Annotated in this window: 17 protein-coding genes and 1 pseudogene; 7 read left to right on the plus strand and 11 right to left on the minus strand. The window is 61.8% G+C overall.

Features of this window, described 5'->3' with window-relative positions; genetic code table 11:
- Nucleotides 1-4 precede the first annotated feature (4 nt).
- Nucleotides 5-1,492 (minus strand): ABC transporter substrate-binding protein, encoded by a 1,488-nt coding sequence (locus tag ELX51_RS16210; RefSeq protein ID WP_127754490.1) that lies wholly within the window; start codon nucleotides 1,490-1,492, stop codon nucleotides 5-7.
- Nucleotides 1,493-1,930: 438 nt separating this feature from the next.
- On the opposite strand from ELX51_RS16210, the gene ELX51_RS16215 reads away from it, so the two are divergent.
- On the plus strand, nucleotides 1,931-2,626 hold the full coding sequence (locus ELX51_RS16215) for a sulfite exporter TauE/SafE family protein (RefSeq protein WP_127755341.1): 696 nt from the start codon (nucleotides 1,931-1,933) through the stop codon (nucleotides 2,624-2,626).
- Nucleotides 2,627-2,638: 12 nt separating this feature from the next.
- Nucleotides 2,639-3,403, plus strand: a complete 765-nt coding sequence (locus ELX51_RS16220) for an SDR family oxidoreductase (protein ID WP_127754491.1) — start codon at nucleotides 2,639-2,641, stop codon at nucleotides 3,401-3,403.
- Here ELX51_RS16220 and ELX51_RS16225 read toward each other — a convergent pair.
- From ELX51_RS16225 to ELX51_RS16235, 3 genes are read right to left on the minus strand one after another with little or no spacing between them, the layout of a single operon-like run.
- Entirely contained in the window at nucleotides 3,400-4,638 is a 1,239-nt protein-coding gene (locus tag ELX51_RS16225) for an FAD-binding oxidoreductase (RefSeq protein ID WP_164854899.1), read from the minus strand. The genes ELX51_RS16220 and ELX51_RS16225 overlap by 4 nt on opposite strands.
- A 17-nt stretch (nucleotides 4,639-4,655) precedes the next feature.
- Nucleotides 4,656-5,459, minus strand: coding sequence for a 4-hydroxy-tetrahydrodipicolinate reductase (gene dapB / locus ELX51_RS16230; protein ID WP_127754493.1), 804 nt, complete (start codon nucleotides 5,457-5,459; stop codon nucleotides 4,656-4,658).
- A gap of 11 nt (nucleotides 5,460-5,470) precedes the next feature.
- Nucleotides 5,471-7,240 (minus strand): thiamine pyrophosphate-binding protein, encoded by a 1,770-nt coding sequence (locus ELX51_RS16235; protein ID WP_248305153.1) that lies wholly within the window; start codon nucleotides 7,238-7,240, stop codon nucleotides 5,471-5,473.
- 229 nt (nucleotides 7,241-7,469) lie between these two features.
- Here ELX51_RS16235 and ELX51_RS16240 point away from each other — a divergent pair, with 229 nt between their 5' ends.
- Nucleotides 7,470-7,955 (plus strand): Lrp/AsnC family transcriptional regulator, encoded by a 486-nt coding sequence (locus tag ELX51_RS16240; RefSeq protein ID WP_127754494.1) that lies wholly within the window; start codon nucleotides 7,470-7,472, stop codon nucleotides 7,953-7,955.
- Between the two features lies 1 nt (nucleotide 7,956).
- Here ELX51_RS16240 and ELX51_RS16245 read toward each other — a convergent pair whose 3' ends face one another.
- On the minus strand, nucleotides 7,957-9,057 hold the full coding sequence (locus ELX51_RS16245; RefSeq protein ID WP_127754495.1) for a saccharopine dehydrogenase family protein: 1,101 nt from the start codon (nucleotides 9,055-9,057) through the stop codon (nucleotides 7,957-7,959).
- A 124-nt stretch (nucleotides 9,058-9,181) separates the two neighbouring features.
- Nucleotides 9,182-9,790, minus strand: coding sequence for a MarR family transcriptional regulator (locus tag ELX51_RS16250; protein ID WP_127754496.1), 609 nt, complete (start codon nucleotides 9,788-9,790; stop codon nucleotides 9,182-9,184).
- Between the two features lie 182 nt (nucleotides 9,791-9,972).
- Here ELX51_RS16250 and ELX51_RS16255 point away from each other — a divergent pair, with 182 nt between their 5' ends.
- From ELX51_RS16255 to ELX51_RS16270, 4 genes and pseudogenes are all read left to right on the plus strand, one after another.
- A complete protein-coding gene (locus ELX51_RS16255; RefSeq protein WP_248305154.1) occupies nucleotides 9,973-11,172 on the plus strand; it encodes a pyridoxal phosphate-dependent aminotransferase in 1,200 nt (399 codons plus the stop codon).
- Nucleotides 11,169-12,668, plus strand: coding sequence for an aldehyde dehydrogenase family protein (locus ELX51_RS16260; RefSeq protein WP_127754498.1), 1,500 nt, complete (start codon nucleotides 11,169-11,171; stop codon nucleotides 12,666-12,668). Before ELX51_RS16255 ends, ELX51_RS16260 begins: the two co-directional genes overlap by 4 nt.
- Before the next feature lie 9 nt (nucleotides 12,669-12,677).
- Nucleotides 12,678-14,045 (plus strand): VOC family protein, encoded by a 1,368-nt coding sequence (locus tag ELX51_RS16265; RefSeq protein WP_127754499.1) that lies wholly within the window; start codon nucleotides 12,678-12,680, stop codon nucleotides 14,043-14,045.
- Nucleotides 14,046-14,138: 93 nt separating this feature from the next.
- A pseudogene (locus tag ELX51_RS16270) lies at nucleotides 14,139-15,006 on the plus strand (LysR family transcriptional regulator).
- Between the two features lie 114 nt (nucleotides 15,007-15,120).
- Here the strand turns inward: ELX51_RS16270 and ELX51_RS16275 are convergent.
- From ELX51_RS16275 to ELX51_RS16295, 5 genes are read right to left on the minus strand one after another with little or no spacing between them, the layout of a single operon-like run.
- Nucleotides 15,121-16,113, minus strand: coding sequence for a succinylglutamate desuccinylase/aspartoacylase family protein (locus tag ELX51_RS16275; protein WP_127754500.1), 993 nt, complete (start codon nucleotides 16,111-16,113; stop codon nucleotides 15,121-15,123).
- A gap of 12 nt (nucleotides 16,114-16,125) precedes the next feature.
- Nucleotides 16,126-17,103: a succinylglutamate desuccinylase/aspartoacylase family protein gene (locus ELX51_RS16280; protein WP_127754501.1), complete on the minus strand. Its 978-nt coding sequence runs from the start codon at nucleotides 17,101-17,103 to the stop codon at nucleotides 16,126-16,128.
- 42 nt (nucleotides 17,104-17,145) lie between these two features.
- Nucleotides 17,146-18,003 (minus strand): ABC transporter permease, encoded by an 858-nt coding sequence (locus tag ELX51_RS16285; protein WP_127754502.1) that lies wholly within the window; start codon nucleotides 18,001-18,003, stop codon nucleotides 17,146-17,148.
- Complete coding sequence (locus ELX51_RS16290; protein ID WP_164854900.1) at nucleotides 17,996-18,847, minus strand: ABC transporter permease; 852 nt, start codon at nucleotides 18,845-18,847, stop codon at nucleotides 17,996-17,998. Before ELX51_RS16290 ends, ELX51_RS16285 begins: the two co-directional genes overlap by 8 nt.
- The gene (locus ELX51_RS16295) at nucleotides 18,837-19,919 is read right to left on the minus strand and encodes an ABC transporter ATP-binding protein (protein WP_127754504.1); all 1,083 of its coding nucleotides are present in this window, start codon (nucleotides 19,917-19,919) and stop codon (nucleotides 18,837-18,839) included. The genes ELX51_RS16290 and ELX51_RS16295 overlap by 11 nt, the downstream gene beginning before the upstream one ends.
- Nucleotides 19,920-19,949 lie beyond the last annotated feature (30 nt).

A 19,949-nucleotide genomic window follows, 5' to 3' on the forward strand; every position in this document is an offset into this window, starting at 1 on the left:
AGCCCTACTCGGTGACCGACATTTCCTTGATCATCAGCTTGGCATCGGGGCGCGGCGTCCATTCCATGCGCTCGGACATGCCGTAGATATCCTGCAGGTTGAATAGGGGCACGGTGTAGTTGAGATCGTGCGCCTTCTGGAACACTTCGGCATATAGCGCCTCGCGGGCTGCAACATCGGTGGTGATGCGCGCTTCGTCGATCATCGCGGCCATTTCGGCATCGGAGTTCGAGGCTGCTGCACCGTCCATGTGATAGATGAAGGAGGCTTCGCGATCGGCATCCAGCAACTCGTTGGAGTTGGCGATGAAGATCGAATCCGGCCGGGGGCCGTCACCCATCAGCGTATCGAGATACTGCGAGAATTCCTCAATATGGACCTCCGGTACCAGTCCGATCTCGCCCCAATAGGCGGCAACCGCTTCGATCTGCTCGCGATCCTTGAGCCAACGGCCTGACTCGCCATAGACGTGGATGGTTTCGCCAGCAACGCCGGCTGCTTCGATCAAAGCGCGTGCCGCGTCAGGATCGTAGGCGTAGGATTCGAGGGCATCGTTGAAGCCGAAAGCTGCCGGATTGACGTGATGGCCCTTGGCCACGGTGGCGAAGCCGAGGAACAGGCTATCGGCCATGGCCTGGCGGTCGATGGCGAGGTTGAGCGCTTTGCGCACTTCGGGGATGGCGATGATCGGATTGTCGGTGCCAAGCACGAAGACCGAGGTTTCAAGGCCCGGCACGGCCGCAAACTTGGGAACGCTGGTGGTGAATTCAGGCAGCAGATTGGTGATAATATCGAGCTCGCCTGCCATCAGGCCCGAGAGGCGCGTGCCGGGCTCGCCGATGAAGCGATAGGTGACGCTGTCGATTGCGGGCTCGCCATCCCAGTATTCCGCGTTGGCTTCAAGGACGATATCGGTGCCCCGGTTCCAGGACACGAACTTATAGGGGCCGGTACCAACGGGTGCGGCTGCCAGGTCGCCGTTGGCAGCATAGCCGGGGGCGATCATCTTCATCCAGTACATGCGGGAGGGCAGGATCGGATCGGGGCCAGTGGTGATGATGCGGACGGTAGTGTCATCGATCTTTTCAGCCGACGCGATGGTGCCGAAATAGCCGAGCTGCTCGGAATTGTTGGCCGGATCGAGCACGCGGGTAACGCTGGTGACCACGGCGTCTGCGTTGAAGGGCTCGCCATTGTGGAAGGTCACGCCTTGGCGCAGCTTGAACTCCCAGGTCAGCTCGTCGACCTGAGTTGGGGCTTCTGCGGCAAGCCCGGAAACGAGTTCGCCGGTCGCCGTGCGCGCCATCAGCGTTTCATAGATATTGTCGTTGACCTGGCGTTCGCCACCATCGTCGCGCAGCTGAGGATCGAGGGTCGAGGGCTCGGAGCCGATGGCCACCGTAACGGACTGGGCGAGGGCTGCGGGACCCGCAGCGGCGGTCAAAACGGCGATGGCGGATGTGGCGAGAAGACCACGAAGCATAAAGTTCATTGAAAACCCCTGTTGAGCAACGAGAGGTGCTTCGATGCTTTGGGCCAGGTCTGGTCTAAAAAACCAGGGCGTCCATGCCCCAGCCTCCTGCACACAGCCGCAGCCTTCAGCGCTTCCCTGCACCATTAAGTTATTGACCTGCATGCCATTCTCGTCCCACTTGCCGAACCGGAGAACGCCAATGGCCCGAGTGTCACTTGTCACCAAATTGTTGTCAACGCGCTTGATCAGTATACTGACATTATTGGCAGTTGCGGGTTGAACCGTTCCGACAGAGTGTCGGATGGCCGTGCCAGTTTGTGACGCCCTTCCCTAGAGAGGCGACGTGCTGACTGATTTCATCCCCTCCTTCATCTGCGATGATGCAGTCACCGATCCTTCAGCCAACCGAGAGCAACCTTGACCTTATTGACCCAACTGGAATGGCCGGTCCTGCTGATGGCTGTCTTAGCGCTGATCGGTGCCGGCGCTGTGCAAGGGTCGACCGGGTTCGGCTTCAACATGCTGGCGGCACCCATCCTTGCGGTGATCGACCCCGTGTTTGTGCCCGGACCGATGCTAGTGATGGCAGGGCTGGTTTGCGTCGGCGGCATGATACGGGAGTGGAAGTCGGTGGATTTCCAGGGCCTAGGCTTTTCGCTCGGCGGTCGGGGGCTGGCAGCGATCCTGGCCGTCTTTTGCCTCGGGTTCCTGGACGAGGCGACGTTTTCGCTGATTTTTGGCGGCATGGTGCTGCTGGCCGTGGCCCTGTCACTGGCCGGCTGGAAGGTGACGGCGACGCCGCGCAATCTGTTTATAGCCGGCAGCTCTTCCGGGTTCATGGGCACCCTCACTTCCATCGGCGCACCCCCCATGGCGCTGGTCTACCAGAATGCCCAGGGGCCGGTAATGCGCTCGACGCTGAATGCTTTTTTTGTCGTGGGCGCTGCGATTTCGTTGATCGCACTCTCGCTCAGCGGCAACATGTCGCTGGACGATCTCTGGCTGGCGCTGCTGCTGACGCCCTGCGCCCTGTTCGGCTTTCTGTTTTCCCATTGGGGACGCGTGCTGGTCGACAAGGGGCGCGTGCGCATGGTCGTGCTTGTCGTATCCACTGCCTCGGCAATCATCCTGATTGCCCGCCAATTCGTCTGATCGGAGATCGCCATGGACCGCCAATTTGATCGGGCCGTGCTTATTACCGGGGCCGGCAGCGGCATTGGCGCTGCCACGGCACTCGCCGTGGCAGGGTCAGGGACGGCGCTCTTGCTGCATACGCGGCAGAACCAGTCCGGTCTCGACGAGATTGCCCGTCAATGCCGGGAGCGAGGCAGCGTGGTCGAGACTATGCTTGGTGACCTTGCCGAGCCAGCCGTGCCGCAAACGCTGGTACGCGCGACCCGGCAGCATTTCGGCCGCATCGACCAGATTGTCAGCAACGCAGGTCAGGCGCACAAATCGACATTCGGCGCGCTAACGCCGGAAGATGTCGAGCGCGCCTTTGCCGCGATGCCGCTCGCCTTCGTGCGGCTGGCGACGGCAGCGTTGTCGGATCTTGAAAGCTCGGACTGGGCGCGTGTCGTTGTCGTCAGCTCGTTTGTTGCGCATGTCTTTGGCACCAACAACCTGCTGTTCCCGGCCTCGGCAGCCGCCAAGGCAGCGCTTGAAGCGCTGGCCAAATCGCTTGCATCGCAACTGGCACCCCAAGGCGTTACTGTCAATTGCGTCGTGCCCGGCTTTACCCGTAAGGATCAGTCGGGACATGCGGCGACCTCACGCGAGGCGATGGAGTCGGCCACCGGAGTGACCCCCATCGGACGGCTCGCCGAACCGGGTGATATCGCCAACGGCATCGTTTATCTGCTGTCGCGCGGCGCGCGCCAGGTCACGGGGCAAACGCTGCATATCGATGGCGGGCTGATGCTGCCCTAACGGCCGAAGCGGGCCGCGTCGAAGGCGCCGATGGGAAAGTCCAGCGGCTCCCCGGCAATCAATTGCGCAACCACGCGTCCGGTTGCCGGTCCATTGGCAAAGCCGATATGGCCGTGCCCAAAAGCAAAGACCAGACGGGGATGACGCGCGGCCTTGCCGATGACCGGCAGGCCATCAGGGGTCGATGGCCTGCTGCCTATCCAGATTTTCTGTTCAGGGTCTTTGGCGAGCGGCAGACTCTGCTGCGCATCGGCAACCACCGCTTCGATCTGTCGATAGTCTGGCGTGTCATCGGGGCGCGCCAGTTCGACGCCGCTCAGCACCCGGATCGCCCCGTCCATCGGCGACATCACATAGCCCCCGGCGGTATCGAAAATCGGCCGGTTGAGTCCTGCATTGCCGCGGAGTTTGAGATGAAGATGATAGCCCCGCTCAGCTGCCAGTGGGATGTGGTATCCCAGCCTGGCAGCCACCCGTGCCGACCAAGCACCGGCTGCCAGAACGCCATATTGCGCAGACACCTGACCCGTTGCAGTGTGCACGATGACGTTATCTTCGCCACCTTGAAAAACATCTGCCCAACCCCTGACAATCCTGCCGCCGTCGGCGAGAAACGCCCGGCGATAGGCTGCGACGAGCTCGCCAGGACTTTCCACCGATGCGGTATCCGTAAACAGCAGACCCGAACCGAAACGCGGCGCCAGATGGGGCTCAGCCTCGCGGACCTCCTCAATCGACAACACCTGATGGCGCACGCCATGCTCGGTCAGCACGGTCCGCTCTAGCGCGCTGGCCCCGACACCGTGCTCATGCCGATAGAGTCGCAGATAACCGTTATGCCGGATCATGTGCCGCGCGCCGACGCGCTCAGCGAGCGCGACATGGCGATCAACACAGAGCGCAACCATCGGTGCCAGGGCCGTCGCGGCCTTGCGCCAGGCGGTTTCGTTGGCGGCAGCGACAAAGCGCCGCCCCCATTGGGTCAATGACGGCAGCGCAGCGAGGCGCACACGCACGGCGACATCGCGGCCCGACAGATATCCGGGTAGTTTCTTCAGCACGCCAGGCCCGGCCACCGGAAAGATCGATCCGCGGCTCAGCATGCCAGCATTGCCATAGGAAGCGCGGCCCAGCGGCTCATCCGGATCGACGATGGCGACCAACCTTCCGCGCGACTGCAGTTCCAGCGCCGAGGCGAGCCCGACAATGCCGCCGCCAATAACAACAACGTCCACCGTAGTCTCTGCCATAGCTAGTCTAGAATACTATCGAGGCCGCGGCGCAGCCCAGAGAAGCTTCCGACCTTGCGGATGGCGAGGAGCGTGCCCGCGACATAGGGGGCGGGTGCGGCGCCCGCATCGTGCCGCAGCGTCAGACGCTCATTGTCGGCGCCAAAGATCACTTCGCAGGAAAGGGCATAGGACGGTACGCGCACCGAATGCACCTGTACCGCATGGGGCGAGCCGATCGACGCCCCGCGTGTGGCCGGCAGGCCGGTGAGTTTGTCGACCGCTACCACAGTGCCCGCCCCGCGGATCGGCGCCAGGAATTCTGCCATTTCGCGGGCGGTGCCCGAAGGCACGTCGGTCTTGGCGCCGGGTCCGTAATCGATGATTTCGACATCGGGCACATAGCGCGCCGCATCGAGCGCGAAGCGACGCAACAGCGTTGCGGTGATGGAAAAATTGCCCGCGGCCAGCACGCCTCGCCCCTGCGCCTCGGCGCTAGCGGCGATCTCCTCGAAATCGTCTGCCGAAAGCCCCGAGGTGCCGATAACCAGGTGGCGTCCGGCCGCCAATGCCATCAAGGCATGGGCTTTTACCGCCTGAGGCTTGGTGTAGTCCACCACGACGTCCGATGGTGTGTCCAAAGCTTCTGCCAGCGTTGCGGCAATGGTAAGGCTCGGCCCGGCACCGATCAGCGCCGACAAGTCCTGGCCAGCGCTGCTGCGCGCCACCGCTCCAGTCAGCGTCAGGTCTTCCGCTCTGGCGATAGCAACGGCCAGGGCCTTGCCCACCTTGCCAGTCGCTCCGGCGAGCGCCACGCGTATGGTCATCACAGCTCCAATCAGGAAGACGCCGGCATCCCTAGGCGTACATTGGTCACAGGTGGGATCGAGAGCGGATCGTGGCCGATTCGCCGCAGCCATGAATAGACCGGCGGCGCCACGTCGGCGATGGATTCCACCACAATGTCGATGAACACTAGGCCATCGAAGGCAAAGGCTTCGGCCAGTGCCGCATCGAGGTCCTCGGCGCTGACGACACGAAATGCCTTGATGCTAAAGGCCTTCGCCAACAGCGACGCATCTAGCCCAGTAAAGTCTACCGAATAGGTGGCGTTGTGGCCATGCAGGCGCTGCAGTGCCTTGATCCAGCCGAAGCAGGCATTGTTGAAGTGGATCAGGATAGCCGGCACATCGAGCCGCACCAGCGTTTCGAGCTCGCCCATCGACATGGCGAACGAGCCATCGCCAAAGAGCCCGATCGGACGCACATGCGGACGGGCCAGATGCGCGCCGACCACGGCGGGAAGCGCATAGCCCAGGCCGCCGTAGGCGCGCGGAATGATGAACACCGACTCCACATCGTGAAGGCGCAGCAGCCGTGTCATGTGCGGCGTGGGCGTGCCCGGATCGGAAAGGATAGAATAGGGCCGATCCATCTGCGCGTTGAGCGCCTTGACGATGCGCTGCGGTTTTAGCGGAAGGGAATCGTCGTCGAATTCGCTTTGCGCCGCCTGCCAGAATTCGCCGCGCCAGAGGTTGAGGCGATCCGCCCAGGCAGAGTCCACCGCCATGCCATCTGGAATGGCTGCCAGCCAATCTTGGCAGACAGCCCTGATGTCGCCGCAGATGCTGAGCGCGTTCTCGGTATTGTGCCCCAGGACCGAGGCATCAATGTCCACCTGGACGATTTTGCGATGCCGATTGGCGCTAGGAAAGGTCCAGCCAATGGTCACCACGGAGCCGATCTTGGAGCCGAGATAGATCAGAAGATCAGCTTCCTCCATGGCTCGATTGGCGTGGGGGTGAAAGCCATTGTCGCCGACTACGCCGATCGCCAGGGAATGATCGTCGGCCATGGCGGACTGGCCGGTTATGGTGTTGACCACCGGCAGGTTAAGCCGTTCGGCAATCTTTTGCACCAGCGGGCCAGCCTTGGAGCGGTTGGTACCACCGCCTGCCACCAGCAGTGGACGCTTGGCCGCGCCGATCAATTCGATCAATTCACGGATCTGGCCAGCCCCTGCCCCCGCAGGATGGGACGGAAAGTGGCCGCATTCGGTTTCGACATGCAGCGAAATGGTATCGACCGCCACGACCTCGGCCAGCACGTCTTCAGGGATCACCAGATGGACGGCGCCAGGGCGTCCACTGGTCGCTAGCCGGAAGGCACGGCGCACATATTCGGGTAGTTTGCGTGCGGCCTTGATCTGCCAGGACCCCTTGGTCACCGGCTCAAACAGCTTGGCGCATTCGAGCTCGGTAATGACCCCCTGCCCCTCCATCTTGAGCGGCGTATCGCTGGTGATCAAAATAATGGGCACCGATGAATAATGCGCTTCGGCGATCGCCGGCAAGGCATACATGGCACCAGCGCCGCTGGGCACTTCCATGACTGCAGGTTTGTTGGAAAGCCGGGCATAAGCATCAGCCATGAACCCGCCAGAGCGTTCGTCGCGTACCATGACATGGCGCACCCTGTCCTGCGCCCGACGCATCGCATCGTAGAGCGGCACATTGGTGTCGCCCGGAACGCCGAAGATCACCTCGACCTCGTAGGCAATCAGCATTTCAACGAGGATTTCGGCTCCGCTCAGATGGATCGGGTGCATATCGGCTTGTCCTTAATGGGTCAGACCCCAACCCTAGATCGCACCCCTAACGCTTCCATGGCACGTTCTGTCGGCCAGCGTGGTCCAGGCCGACACATAGTCGGCGATCACGGATGGGTGCCGCTTGCCCTTCACCTTACCTTTTGAAGTGCTTGATCTCCGCACAAGAGACGTGCAGCTTAAAAGGACGGCGTCTTATTAGGCAACCACGCCGACGAGGAACACTGACATGAGCGAAGTCCGCGATCATATCGACCGTCAACTGATCGGGCTTCTGCTCGCCAATGGCCGGGAATCCACCACCGATTTAGCCAAGAAGCTCGGTGTGGGGCGGACCACTGTGCATGAGCGCATCGCGCGGCTTGAAAAGAACGGCCTCATCGCCGGGTATTCAGCCATCCTGTCTCAGGATCCCTTCAACGATTCGACGCTTGCCATGGTCATGGTGTCGATCGTCCAGAAACGGCAGAAGGACGTGCTCGACAACCTCAAGTCACTGCCCGAAGTGGTGAGTTGCTTCACCATTACGGGAGACTACGATCTCGTGGTCATGGTGCAGGCGCCACGCGTCGAAGACATCGACGCCGTGCTCGACGAAGTGCTAAGTTTTTCCGGTGTCGAGCGCTGCCGCTCTTGGATCATCCTGGGCAAGCACTTCCAGCGAGGTGCCGCCCTTGGCATTGAACCGACCTCGGTTGGCCGGGTCGCCGTCTAGCTCAGGCCGCGCTGGCGATCACGTCGCCCAGTGCATAGGTAACGCCGAAGCGGTTGGCAAGAAAGGCCTCAAGGGCAATATCTTCCTGGCGCACGAAGCCCGATTGAGGCAGCTTGCCCATGGCCATCAAGTCCAGAGCCGCACAGATCCCCGAGGCGGTGGTCACCTGGATGGCGCTGCGACGGATCTTGCCGACATTGCACGCGTAGATTTTGTTGGCATAGGTTTCCTGCACCAGCTTGCCACGCTTGCGCCCGCTGACCGTAACGAAGACAACGACCACATCCTGCAAGGTCGTGGGCAGCGCATTTTCGAGGATATCCTTGAGCATCTCCCGGCGATAGCGCATGCCCAGATCGTTGAGGATTGCCTTCATGATCGCCGCGTGGCCGGGATAGCGGATGGTTCGATAATTGAGGGTGCGGACGCGGCCCATATAGGTCTCGCACAGCGTGCCCAACCCGCCTGAGGTGTTGAACGCCTCGTAGGTCACGCCATCGAGCGAGAACTCCTCGCGTTCTTCCATGGGGGGCACTTCCACCACTTCTCCATCGGCGATTGCTTCGCACGGCTGACAATACTCATTGATGACCCCGTCCGTGCTCCAGGTGAGGTTGTAATTGAGCGCATTGGAGGGGTATTGCGGTAGGGCCCCTACCCGCATGCGGATGCTGTCGACCGTGTCGAAATCCTTGGCCAGATCGTGCGCCACCACGGAAATGAAGCCCGGCGCCAGCCCGCATTGCGGCATGAAGGCGCTGGAAGCGTTGGCTGCGAGGGCCTTGACCTGGCGGGTGCTCACCACGTCTTCGGTGAGATCGAAGTAGTTGGTCTTGGTCGCGGCCGCCGCATTGGCGATGGCGACAGTCAGGTGGTAGGGGGCGGCACTGAGCACCGCATATTTGCCCTCGAGCAGCGGCGCCAGCGCAGCACGGTCGCGCACGTCCACCACTGCGGTCGCCACTGGCCCTGAAAGTTCCAACCCCGCCAACTGCTCGGCCGAATGATCGACCACCGTGACTGCATAGTCGCCACTAAGAGTGAGCATATCGGCTATGGTGGAGCCGATCTTGCCCGCTCCTACGATGATGATATCTTTCATGCGCTTGGCTCCTCTTTCGCGAGCAGCATGCGCGCCTTTGCCGCCTGCCAAAAGGAGACAATGTTCGGCGCTCAGGAAGGGTCCGGGCATTACGTCGGTGTTTCCGGCAAAGTGTCGCCCGGACCTATTTTCGGTGGACCGGCGGCGCACGAAGACGCGTGCGGCCATGTTGGTTGGTGGTTTCCAGGACGCGCATCAGGAGGTCGATGAACTGCTGCCGATCCCCGGGGTTGAGCTGGGACAACATCTGGTCGTCGACCCGGCGCAGCTGCTGCTCGGCGACCCCGACCAGACCGCGGCCTTTTTCGGTAATCTCGACCAGCACCAGACGCTTGTCTTCGAGGCCAGCCGTGCGCCGCACCAGGCCGCGCACCTCGAGGCGTTTGAGCACATCGGCAACATTGCTGCGATCGATGCCCGACGCGCCTGCCAGCGCGGTCTGGTCGAGATCCTCCCCCTGCGCCAGGATCGAGAGCAGCGCAAACTGCACCTCGGTCAAGCTCTGGCTGCCCTGCCGTTCCTCGAACATGGCGGAATGGATCTGGTGCAGCCGGCGCAGCAGGAAACCTGGATGGCTCCACATCGGCACGCTGGCCACAAGGGTACTCATCTGCGGAGTGGGTTCTGCTGGAGCAGCGTGGGTGGTGGCGGACAGTTGCCGAGACTGCCGTCGCGGCTCGGTGCGCTCCTTGTGAACGCTCCGCATCACCCGGTCATCGTCTTTTCGGCTCATCGGCTCTCCCCGCGGTCACCCCAATCAAGCCTGACCGCGCCCGGCAATGCAATAAGCCCCGTTCATTCACAAAACTCATGACCTCGTGACCAGATAGCATTGGCGGGACATCGCGGGCAGGGCTAGGTTTTTGACTGAACGGGTTCTCAAAACGGTAGATCATGATCCGACAAGCCAACCGCATGGGGTCGATCCAGGTATCCCTGATCGTGCGGATCAGCGAAGAAGCCGCCCGCCGTAAGCAGGCGGGAGAGGACATCATCTCACTGGGCACTGGCGAACCGGATTTCGACACGCCCGAACACATCAAACAGGCCGCCAAGGACGCGATAGACGCCGGTCAGACTAAATATACTGGCAACGTCGGCACTTTGGCGTTGCGTCAGGCCATCGCGCGCAAGTACGCGCAGCAGGGGGTGACGATCACCCCGAACCGCATCATTGCCAGCACCGGCGCCAAGCAGGTGCTGTTCAACGCCATGATGGCAACGCTTGATCCGGGCGACGAAGTCATCGTCCCCACGCCCTATTGGACCAGCTATGCCGATATCGTGGCCATCTGCGGCGGCAAGACTATCGAGCTGACGACAAATCAGGAGGACGGCTTCGTACTTGCGCCCGAGACGCTTGCCGAAGCCATCACCGATCGAACCCGCTGGCTGCTGATCAACTCGCCGTCCAACCCTGCGGGGAGTACATGGTCCCAGGCCCAGATGCGCGCGCTACTTCCGGTGCTCCAAGCCAATCCACATGTCGCCCTGATGTCGGACGAGATCTACGAGCACCTGGTCTATGACGAGTTTGATTTCTGCTCCGCGCTCCAGGCCCTGCCAGAGCTGGAAGATCGGACCCTGGTCGTTAACGGCGTTTCCAAGGCCTATGCCATGACGGGCTGGCGGCTCGGCTATGGTGTCGGACCGGTTGACCTGATCGCGGCTATGTCGGTCGTCCAGGGTCAGGCGACATCGGCGCCGAGTTCCATCTCCCAAGCTGCGGCCGCTGCAGCCCTGCTGGGCCCCCAAGACGAAGTCGCGGAACGGCGCGATCAATTCGATCGCCGGCGCAGGCTGGTTGTCGATGGACTCAACGCCATCGACGGTCTCGTATGCGCCCCGCCGCTTGGAGCATTCTACGCCTTTCCAAACTGCAGCGCCCTCTTCGGAATGCAAAGCGCTGGAGGCAAGGTCATCGGCGACGATGTCGATGTTTGCGACTTTTTCCTTGAAAGCGCGGGGGTTGCCTTGGTGCCGGGCTCAGCGTTCGGCAGCCCTGGCCACATGCGGCTATCTTACGCCTATGCCGAAGCAGACTTGCGTCGCGCGCTCGGGCGCCTGCACACTGCCCGTTTGACACTCACCCGACCAGCCAGGACCCTGACATGACCCATACCGATATCCTACATGCCGCAGGCCTGACCGACACGGACCTGAACGGCGGCACGCTGGCCGTGGACAGTCCCGTCGATGGCGCCCAGTTGGCGCAGCTTGCGACCCACAGCGTTGCGGATGTCGAAGCCATGATCGGCCGTGCCAAAATCGCGTTCGACAGCTGGAAAAGCGTGCCGGCACCGCGCCGGGGCGAACTGGTCCGCCTGTTCGGCGAGGAATTGCGCGCAGCCAAGGACGACCTCGGCGCTCTGGTCACGCTGGAATGCGGCAAGATTCTCCAAGAGGGTCTCGGCGAGGTCCAAGAAATGATCGACATCTGCGATCTGGCCGTCGGCCAGTCGCGTCAGCTCTTCGGGCTCACCATCGCCTCGGAGCGCCCCGGCCATTCGATGCGCGAAACCTGGCATCCGATGGGAGTCTGCGGCATCATCACTGCCTTCAATTTCCCCGTCGCGCCCTTCGCCTGGAACTTTGCCCTCGCGGTCATTGCCGGCGACTCCGCCATCTGGAAGCCATCGGAGAAAACCCCGCTCAGCGCCATGGCCACCATGCGCATCTGGGAAAAGGCGGTCGCCCGCTTCGGCGATGCCCCGGCAGACTTGCTGCAGCTCGCCATCGGCGAGCAGGAGGTCGGTGAGGTGCTGGTGAAATCGAAGGATGTGCCGATCGTTTCGGCGACGGGCTCGACCCGCATGGGCCGCGCCATCGCGCCGATCATCGCCGAACGCTTCGGCCGCAGCATTCTTGAACTGGGCGGCAACAATGCCATGATCGTTGCCCCCTCGGCCGATCTCGACAATGCAATTCGCGCCATCGTCTTTTCCGCCGTCGGCACCTGCGGCCAGCGCTGCACCAGCCTGCGTCGCCTCATTGTGCACGAAACCAACCACGACAAGTTGGTCGAGCGTCTGCGCGGCGCCTATGCTGGCCTGCCGATCGGCAATCCGCTCGAAGCGGGGCGCTTGGTTGGCCCGCTAATCGACGAACATGCTTTTTCGGACATGCAGAAAGCCCTCGATGCTGCCCGCCAGCAGGGCGGCGCCGTTACCGGCGGCGAACGCGTCACTCCGGAAGGCATTGCCGGCGGGTTTTACGTCAATCCGGCGATCGTCGAGATGCCGGGCCAGACCGCGATCGTTCATCACGAAACCTTTGCGCCCATTCTCTACGTCATGAAATACAGCACGCTCGACCAAGCCATTGCCCTTCAGAACGAGGTGCCGCAGGGCCTTTCGAGCTGCATCTTTTCCACCGATGTGCGCGAAACCGAGACCTTCCTGTCTGCCGTCGGTTCCGATTGCGGCATCGCCAATGTCAATATCGGGCCTTCCGGGGCTGAAATCGGTGGCTCCTTCGGGGGCGAGAAGGAAACCGGCGGCGGGCGCGAAAGCGGCTCGGATGCGTGGCGCGGCTATATGCGTCGCCAGACCAACACGGTGAACTATTCCAGCAAGCTGCCGCTCGCCCAGGGCATCCAATTCGACTTCTAGGAGCCTGTTATGACCACCTTTGCCGATCCCAATGACATCCGCGCCCGCTTCTGCCGCGCCATGTCCGAGATGTACCGCCAGGAAGTGCCGCTTTATGGCGATCTCGTCGACCTCGTGGAAACGACCAATGCGGCAGCGATTGCGGCTGACCCGGCCCTGAGGACGCGCCTTGAAGCCACCGACGGGCTCGAGCGCATTTCCGAGGAACGCCACGGCGCCATCCGGCTTGGCACGGCGGAAGAACTCCACACCATGTGTCGGCTCTTTGTCGTCATGGGCATGCACCCGGTGGGCTACTATGATCTTTCGGTTGCCGGGATCCCGGTGCACTCCACCGCGTTCCGCCCGGTCGATGCGGATGCCCTCAAGCACAGCCCGTTTCGCGTCTTCACGTCCCTGCTCCGTAGCGAACTGATCAGCGATCCGGAGCTGCGCGCAGAAGCCGAAGCGATCCTCGCCGACCGCGACATTTTTACCCCATTGGCACGCCAGTTGATCGACAAGCATGAGGCCGAGGGCGGCCTCAGCCTCGAAGATGCCGAGCGTTTCATCGAGGAAGCGCTCGAAACCTTTCGCTGGCACGCCGATGCCCGGGTTTCTGCCTCGACCTATCAGCGCCTGCATGACGCCCACCGCCTCGTGGCAGACGTCGTCTCGTTTCGCGGGCCACATATCAACCACCTGACGCCCCGCACGCTCGATATCGATCAGGTGCAGGCCGACATGCCGGCTCGCGGCATCACGCCAAAGGCGGTCATCGAAGGCCCGCCGCCGCGTCAATGCCCGGTGCTGCTGCGGCAGACAAGCTTCAAGGCGCTCGAAGAAGAGATCGCCTTTGCCGGCGACGACACGCGCGGCAAGCATACTGCCCGTTTCGGGGAGATCGAACAGCGCGGCATTGCCCTTACGCGCAAGGGCCGCGCACTCTACGACGAACTGCTCGATCGCGCCCGCGGGCTGGCCCAACCCAAGGCCGATGGCTCCAATGCGGGCGACTATATGCGCGCCCTGTCTGACGTGTTCCGGCCCTTGCCGGACGACTACGCGCAGTTGCGCGACCAGGGCATGGCGTTCTTTCACTATTCGCCTACCGGCAAGCCTTTGGACAACCGGACCGGCGTCACGATCGATGAGCTGATCGCTTCGGGCCACGTGCGCTTCGACCCCATCGTCTACGAGGATTTCCTGCCGGTCTCTGCAGCAGGCATTTTCCAATCCAACCTGGGCGATAACGCGGCCGCCGACCGGCTGGCCCATTCCAACCAGGCAGCCTTCGAGGCCGCGCTCGGGCGTCCAGTAAAGGACGAATTCGCTCTCTACGGAGACATCGAGCAAAAGTCGCTGGCAAACACGCGCGCCGCCCTTGGGCTTGCCTGAAGCAGGGGCGCCGACAGCGACAATCCCTGTCAAACTCGCTAACACTGTCCCCATGCTGCCGGGAGGGCTATACCCAGTCGTTTTCTGCCCTCGATGTCGCTGCTGACCGCGTTCGAGGCCGCCGAGCGCCTCAACAGCTTCACCGCTGCTGCCGGAGAATTGTCGATCACGCAAAGCGCCATCAGCCGGCAGGTACGGCTGCTTGAAGAACGGCTCGGCTGTCAGCTGTTCGTGCGCGAAAAACAGGAGCTCACCGAAGCCGGGCCCTTTATGCCAATGAAGTCCGTGATGCCTTGCAGCGGCTCGGCAGCGCTTCCCTCAACCTCAGAGTCAATCCCGGGGGCGGCACCCTCAATCTGGCGATCCTGCCGACTTTTGGAACGCGTTGGCTCGCACCGCGCCTGCCGCAGTTCCTGAGTGCCAATCAGGGCATTACCCTATCGCTAACCACAAGGCTGATCCCGTTCGACTTCGCCGGCGAGGCGCTGGATGCAGCGATCCATTTCGGCGAGAGCCCGTGGCCGGGTTCCGACGGGGTTGAGCTTATGGGCGAAACGGTCCTGCCGCTATGCTCCCGCGCCTTGCCGAAGCGCATGCAGGTGCGACTGCCAAGGACCTCATGAAACTGCCTTTATTGCACCTGGCCAGCCGCCCGGACCAGTGGCGCCGCAGGTTCGCCGCCCAGGGTGAGGATGGGGGCATGGTGCAGGGCATGGTCTTCGACCAGTTCGCCACCGCCGCTCAGGCCGCGTGGTCTGGCCTGGGCATTGCCCTGCTGCCGACTTTCCTCTGCGCCGATGAAATCAAGCGGGGGAACCTGGTGCCCATAGTCGATGCCCCGATGAGCAGCCATCAGCGCTACTGGCTGGTCTGGCCGGACGATTGCGAAATGGGTCCTCCCCTGAGGGCATTCCGAGGCTGGCTGCTTGGCGCGAGCAGGAGGGAAATCGGCGGCCGTTAACGCCCCCTGGTCGCCACCCATCCGAGCTCGCGGCGAACCGCCATGCCGCCCCATCGATAGCTGTCCCACGCGGGACGATCCGGTCGCTTTCTAGGGCGACCGGATGAGGGAAACCTAGCTCAGGCGCGGCGCTGGCTGTGGATCAAGACCGATATGGATCAATGTCTCGCCAGACGCCATGACCGGCCCAGAATGGATTGCCAGCACGATGCCGGAATTGGGGCTGATTGCATCGCCCTGGAACTGTCCATGCCCGTTATAGAATTTGCCGATCACGTCACCCTTGGCAACCGGATCACCACACTTGATAGACCGCTCGAACAGGCCGCCCTGTGTCGCGGTAACCCAGTCGAAGTTCGAGAAATAGGTCATCGGACCATAGTCGGTGACGTCCCCCTCGATCATGCCTAGGGCGCGCAGCACATTGTTGAGTCGCTCGGCTGCATCGGTCACCCGATCCTGGGTGAACGAACGTCCTTTTCCACCGACCTCGGCAATGAAGCTAGCGATGCCATCCTTGGGCGCCTGCATAAAGGCCGAACCAACCAGGATGTCGGTGGGCGCCGGCAAGGTGTCGCGATAACCGAAAGCATGCGCCACCCGCTCCGAGAGCTTGCCGACCTCACCCTCGACCTTGGGGAACAATGCCCAACGAACATCCGGCGTCAGGGCCGTGTGAAAATCGATCAGCACGTCGGCATATTGCTTGAGCGGCGCATAGAGTTCGTGGGCGATCTGCTGGGTCAGGCTGCCGTCGGTAGAACCGGGAAACTGCCGGTTGAGGTCGCCCCCGTTGAAACCCTCGAAGGGGCTCATGCGGCGCTTGCTCTGGAAGGCGCTCACATTGAGCACCGGAATGGCGACCACGGTTCCCTTGAGCGTATCGGTGTCGATGCTGTTGAGGAATTCGTGGATGACGAAGGTGCCGCAATATTCGTCGCCATGCACACAGCCATGCAGCCATAGCACGGGACCATCCTGTGCGCCGCGCTTGATGACAACCGGCGCGTTGACCGGCGATCCGTCGGTCAGCGAGGCGACTTGCAACCAGCCCGTCGTGGTGCCGGCAGCGCTGGAACGGGCCGAGCCGATGATGATTTCTTCCATGATTGCTGGCTCCTAGTTCTGTGTGGGGTTGAGACCGACATGGATCAACACGTCGCCCTGTGGGATGATCGGACCGGGGTGATAGGCCAGCACGATCCCCGACGCCGGAGAGGTGACGCTGCCGTCCGCTTCTCCGAACAGATTGTAATAGGTGCCAACCACGTCGCCTTCGTTGATCTGCTGGCCGGAGCTCACCGCCGGCTTGAAGATGCCGCCGCGAGGCGCAGTCGCCCAATGGAAGTTGGAGAACAGCGTCAACGGGCCATAGTCGGTCACCTCGCCAGGCAGAAGCCCGACGGCGCGACACAGATTGCGCAGGCGCTCGGCTACGTCATCGACGATTTCCCGTGAGAAAGCCGTCTCGATCCCGCCCGCTTCGATGATGAAAGCCGGAATATTGTCGGCCGCCGCGGTCATCATGGCCGAACCGACAAGGGTGCCGGCGGGGGTCGGCAGGCAATTGGCATAGCCGAACGCCCGCGCCATCTTGTTCCCTTCCTCGGCAACGCCATCGACACCGGCATACAGTGCCCAGCGCGTGTCCTGGGTATAGGCGGTGTGGAAATCCACCAGATGCGTCGCGTACTTCTTGAGCTCCTGATAAACCGCAAAGGCCATCTGTTCGGTGAAGCCGCCATTGGCTTTGCCCGGGAAGCACCGGTTCATATCGCCGTTGTTGAAGCCTTCCAGCGGACTCATGCGACGGTGATCGCGAAACGCGGTGATGTTGAGCGCGGGCAAGGCGATGACGGTGCCCGACATCTCTTGCGGATCGAGCGTGCGCAGGAATGCGTGGATGTTGAAGGTACCGCAATATTCATTGCCATGCACGGCTGCATGCATCCACAGGACCGGACCGTCCGCCTTGCCGCGCACGATGACCACTGGCGTTTCGACCGGCTGGCCATCGGGGAACACGCCCAGCTTAAGGGTGCCGTCGAACCGGCCCGGCTGCTCGGCGCGTGCAGAACCGACCTCGATAATAGTCATTGTTGATCCTTTCAAAGATGGCGGAGGTTTTCGTGCTTAGCGCTACATCCGCATGATCGAGCGCAGACCGACCAGGCGTTCGATCAGGAGACCGAAGAGGACGATCATGACGATCTGCACGGTGGTGATCGCAGCGATGACGGGAGAGCTTTCCCACTGCACGAAATTGTAGATTTCGATGGGAAGCGTGGTCGCGCCGGGACCGGCAATAAAGAGCGCCACGTAGACATCGCCAAACGAAATGATGAAGGCAAAAATGCACGCTGAGAGTACGCCTGGAGCGATGAGAGGTATGGTCACCTCCCAAAGCACACGCCAGCGCGTGGCACCCAGGGTATGTGCCGCTGCCTCGAGATCTGAGTCGACGCCTTCGAGGCTGGCGGTGATGCCGGCAATGGTGAAGGGAAGGCAGATCAGCACATGCCCAATAACGAGGGCGACCATTTCGGGAAGCGGGAAGCGGGTCAACAACAGCAACAGCGCCAGGCTGATCAGGATATGTGGCACCATCATCGGCAGCATGGCCAGTGATTGCAGGCTGGACCGGCGCTTGGAGGTGAACCGGATCAGGCCGTAGGAGGTGACAAAGCCGATCGCAGTAGCGATCACCGACGCGACGAGGGCTAGGCCCAGGCTGAACTGGAATGCCGAAACGAAGTTGCGGTTGTCCAGAAATGCGCTGTACCAGCGCAGCGAGGCTTCCCCGATCGGATAGCTGTTGCGCATATCCGGGCTGAAGGAGGTGAAAACCACGATTAGGATAGGAACCAGCAGGAACACATAGAGCCCGGCCACAAGTGCCAGCAACAGCACGCGCATCAGGCCATCGATCTGTAGCTTGGGGGTCTTGATGCGCTCGATTTTGACCAAGGGTGTCGCAGCAGCGGTGGAATTAGGCACGACCGTTCCTCCGGAAGATAAGGGACAGGATCACGAACTGAGTCATCACCAGCAGGGCCCCCACTGCTGCGCCGAGCGGCCAATTGAAGGTCGAAAGGATCAGGTCGTAGATGAGCGGTCCCATCATGCTCAGATCGCGGCCACCAAGCAGATCGGCAGTTACGATGGACCCCGATGTCATGGTGAAAACCAGGGCCGAGCCCATGATTATGCCGGAGCGGCTGAGAGGCAGCGTAACCTCGAAAAAGGCCCGCGGTTTCCCGGCGCCCAGCGTGGTCGCGGCGGGCACCAGATTAGAATCCTGGCTGACCAGCGATGAAAAAATCGGGAAAACCATATAGGGCAGCATGATGTGGACCAGCGCCACCACCACAGTGCCTTCGCTATTGAGCATGGACAGCGGGCGATCAATGATGCCCAAGCCTATAAGAATCGTGTTGATTAGTCCGTCACTGCCCAGCAACACGATCCAGCCATAGGTGCGGACGATTACGCCCGTCATCAGCGGCGCTATAACGAGAAAAAGCAGCACACCCCGCCAAACGCTGTTCAGCCTCGATAGAAAATACGCAAGCGTATAACCCCCAAGGGCAGCCAAGGCTGTAACGGTCAGCGACACGCGCAGGGTCGAATAGATGATGGAACGATAATGGTCGTCCAGAAGCAGGCGCCCGTAATTGTCCAGTGTCAGCGGCATCGCAAACATCTGCATGGGCGAGTAAGTCATGAAGCTGAGCGCCAGAAAGAAACCGATCGGCGCGATCAGGAACACGACATAAAGCAGTGTTACCGGGGTCAGCAGCGCGGCCATGAAAGGCCGCTGTGCCTTGCTGCTAAGCTGCATGCGGGCTCTCCAAGATGGCTCGGCATTCATGAAGAATTGCGCCGACCTTCTGTCCCGGCCGCAATGCGCGATTATGCGCGACACTGGGAAGAGAGGCGCGGAAGGACGTGCCCCCACTCGTCGACAGCTCAACCAGAATACGTTCGCCCTGGAAGACTCGGCTTACAATGGTCATTGGCAAGGCATTGGGTGCGTCTATTGCCGACAGTTCGATTCGCTCCGGACGCGTCATCAGCAGCACCGATTGGCCGACCTGGGAAACAGGAGCCACGGCCTGGGCTTCGACCTGCGAGTCCTGGCCGAAATTGAGCAGCACCTTATCCCCGTCGATGCTGGCGACAGTTGCGGGATTGAGGCTGGCTTCGCCGATGAACTCTGCGGCAAACCGCGTTTTCGGCTTGTCGTAGATGTCTTCGGGGGCACCGACCTGCTGCACCGTGCCGGCATGCATGAGGATGACCCGGTCGGACATTTCGAATGCCTCGTCCTGATCATGGGTCACAAACACCGTCGTGATCCCCAGCCGCTGCTGAATTTCACGCAGCTCGTGTCGCATATGCTTGCGCAGAAGGGCGTCAAGGTTGGAGAGGGGCTCATCGAGCAACAAGATGGATGGCTCGATCACCACTGCCCGGGCAACGGCGACACGCTGTCTTTGCCCACCCGAAAGCTGATGCGGATAGCGATCTTCGACGCCGGGAAGCCCGACGACGTCCAGCATCTGCCGGACGCGTCGCGCGATGTCTTCCTTGGGGACTTTGCGCATGCGCAACCCGAAAGCGACGTTCTCGGCGATCGTCCGGTGTGGAAACAAGGCGTAGTTCTGAAAGACGAGGCCGATATCCCGGTACGGTGGGGCGAGGCTGGTAATGTCTCGCCCCTTGAGCAACAGTGTGCCTTCGGTGGGCTGATTAAGCCCGGCAATGATCTGCAACGTGGTGGTCTTGCCGCAGCCAGAGGGACCCAGCAGGGTCAGGAATTCCCCTTCGGCGACGTCGATATCTACCGGCCCTAGAGCTTGGGTGTTGGCATAACGCTTAACAATGCTTTCGAGGCTGAGAACCGGCTGCACGTTGCTATCCCTTTGAAAAGTTCGGGGTGT

The organism is Devosia sp. 1566 (assembly GCF_004005995.1).
Taxonomy (GTDB): domain Bacteria; phylum Pseudomonadota; class Alphaproteobacteria; order Rhizobiales; family Devosiaceae; genus Devosia.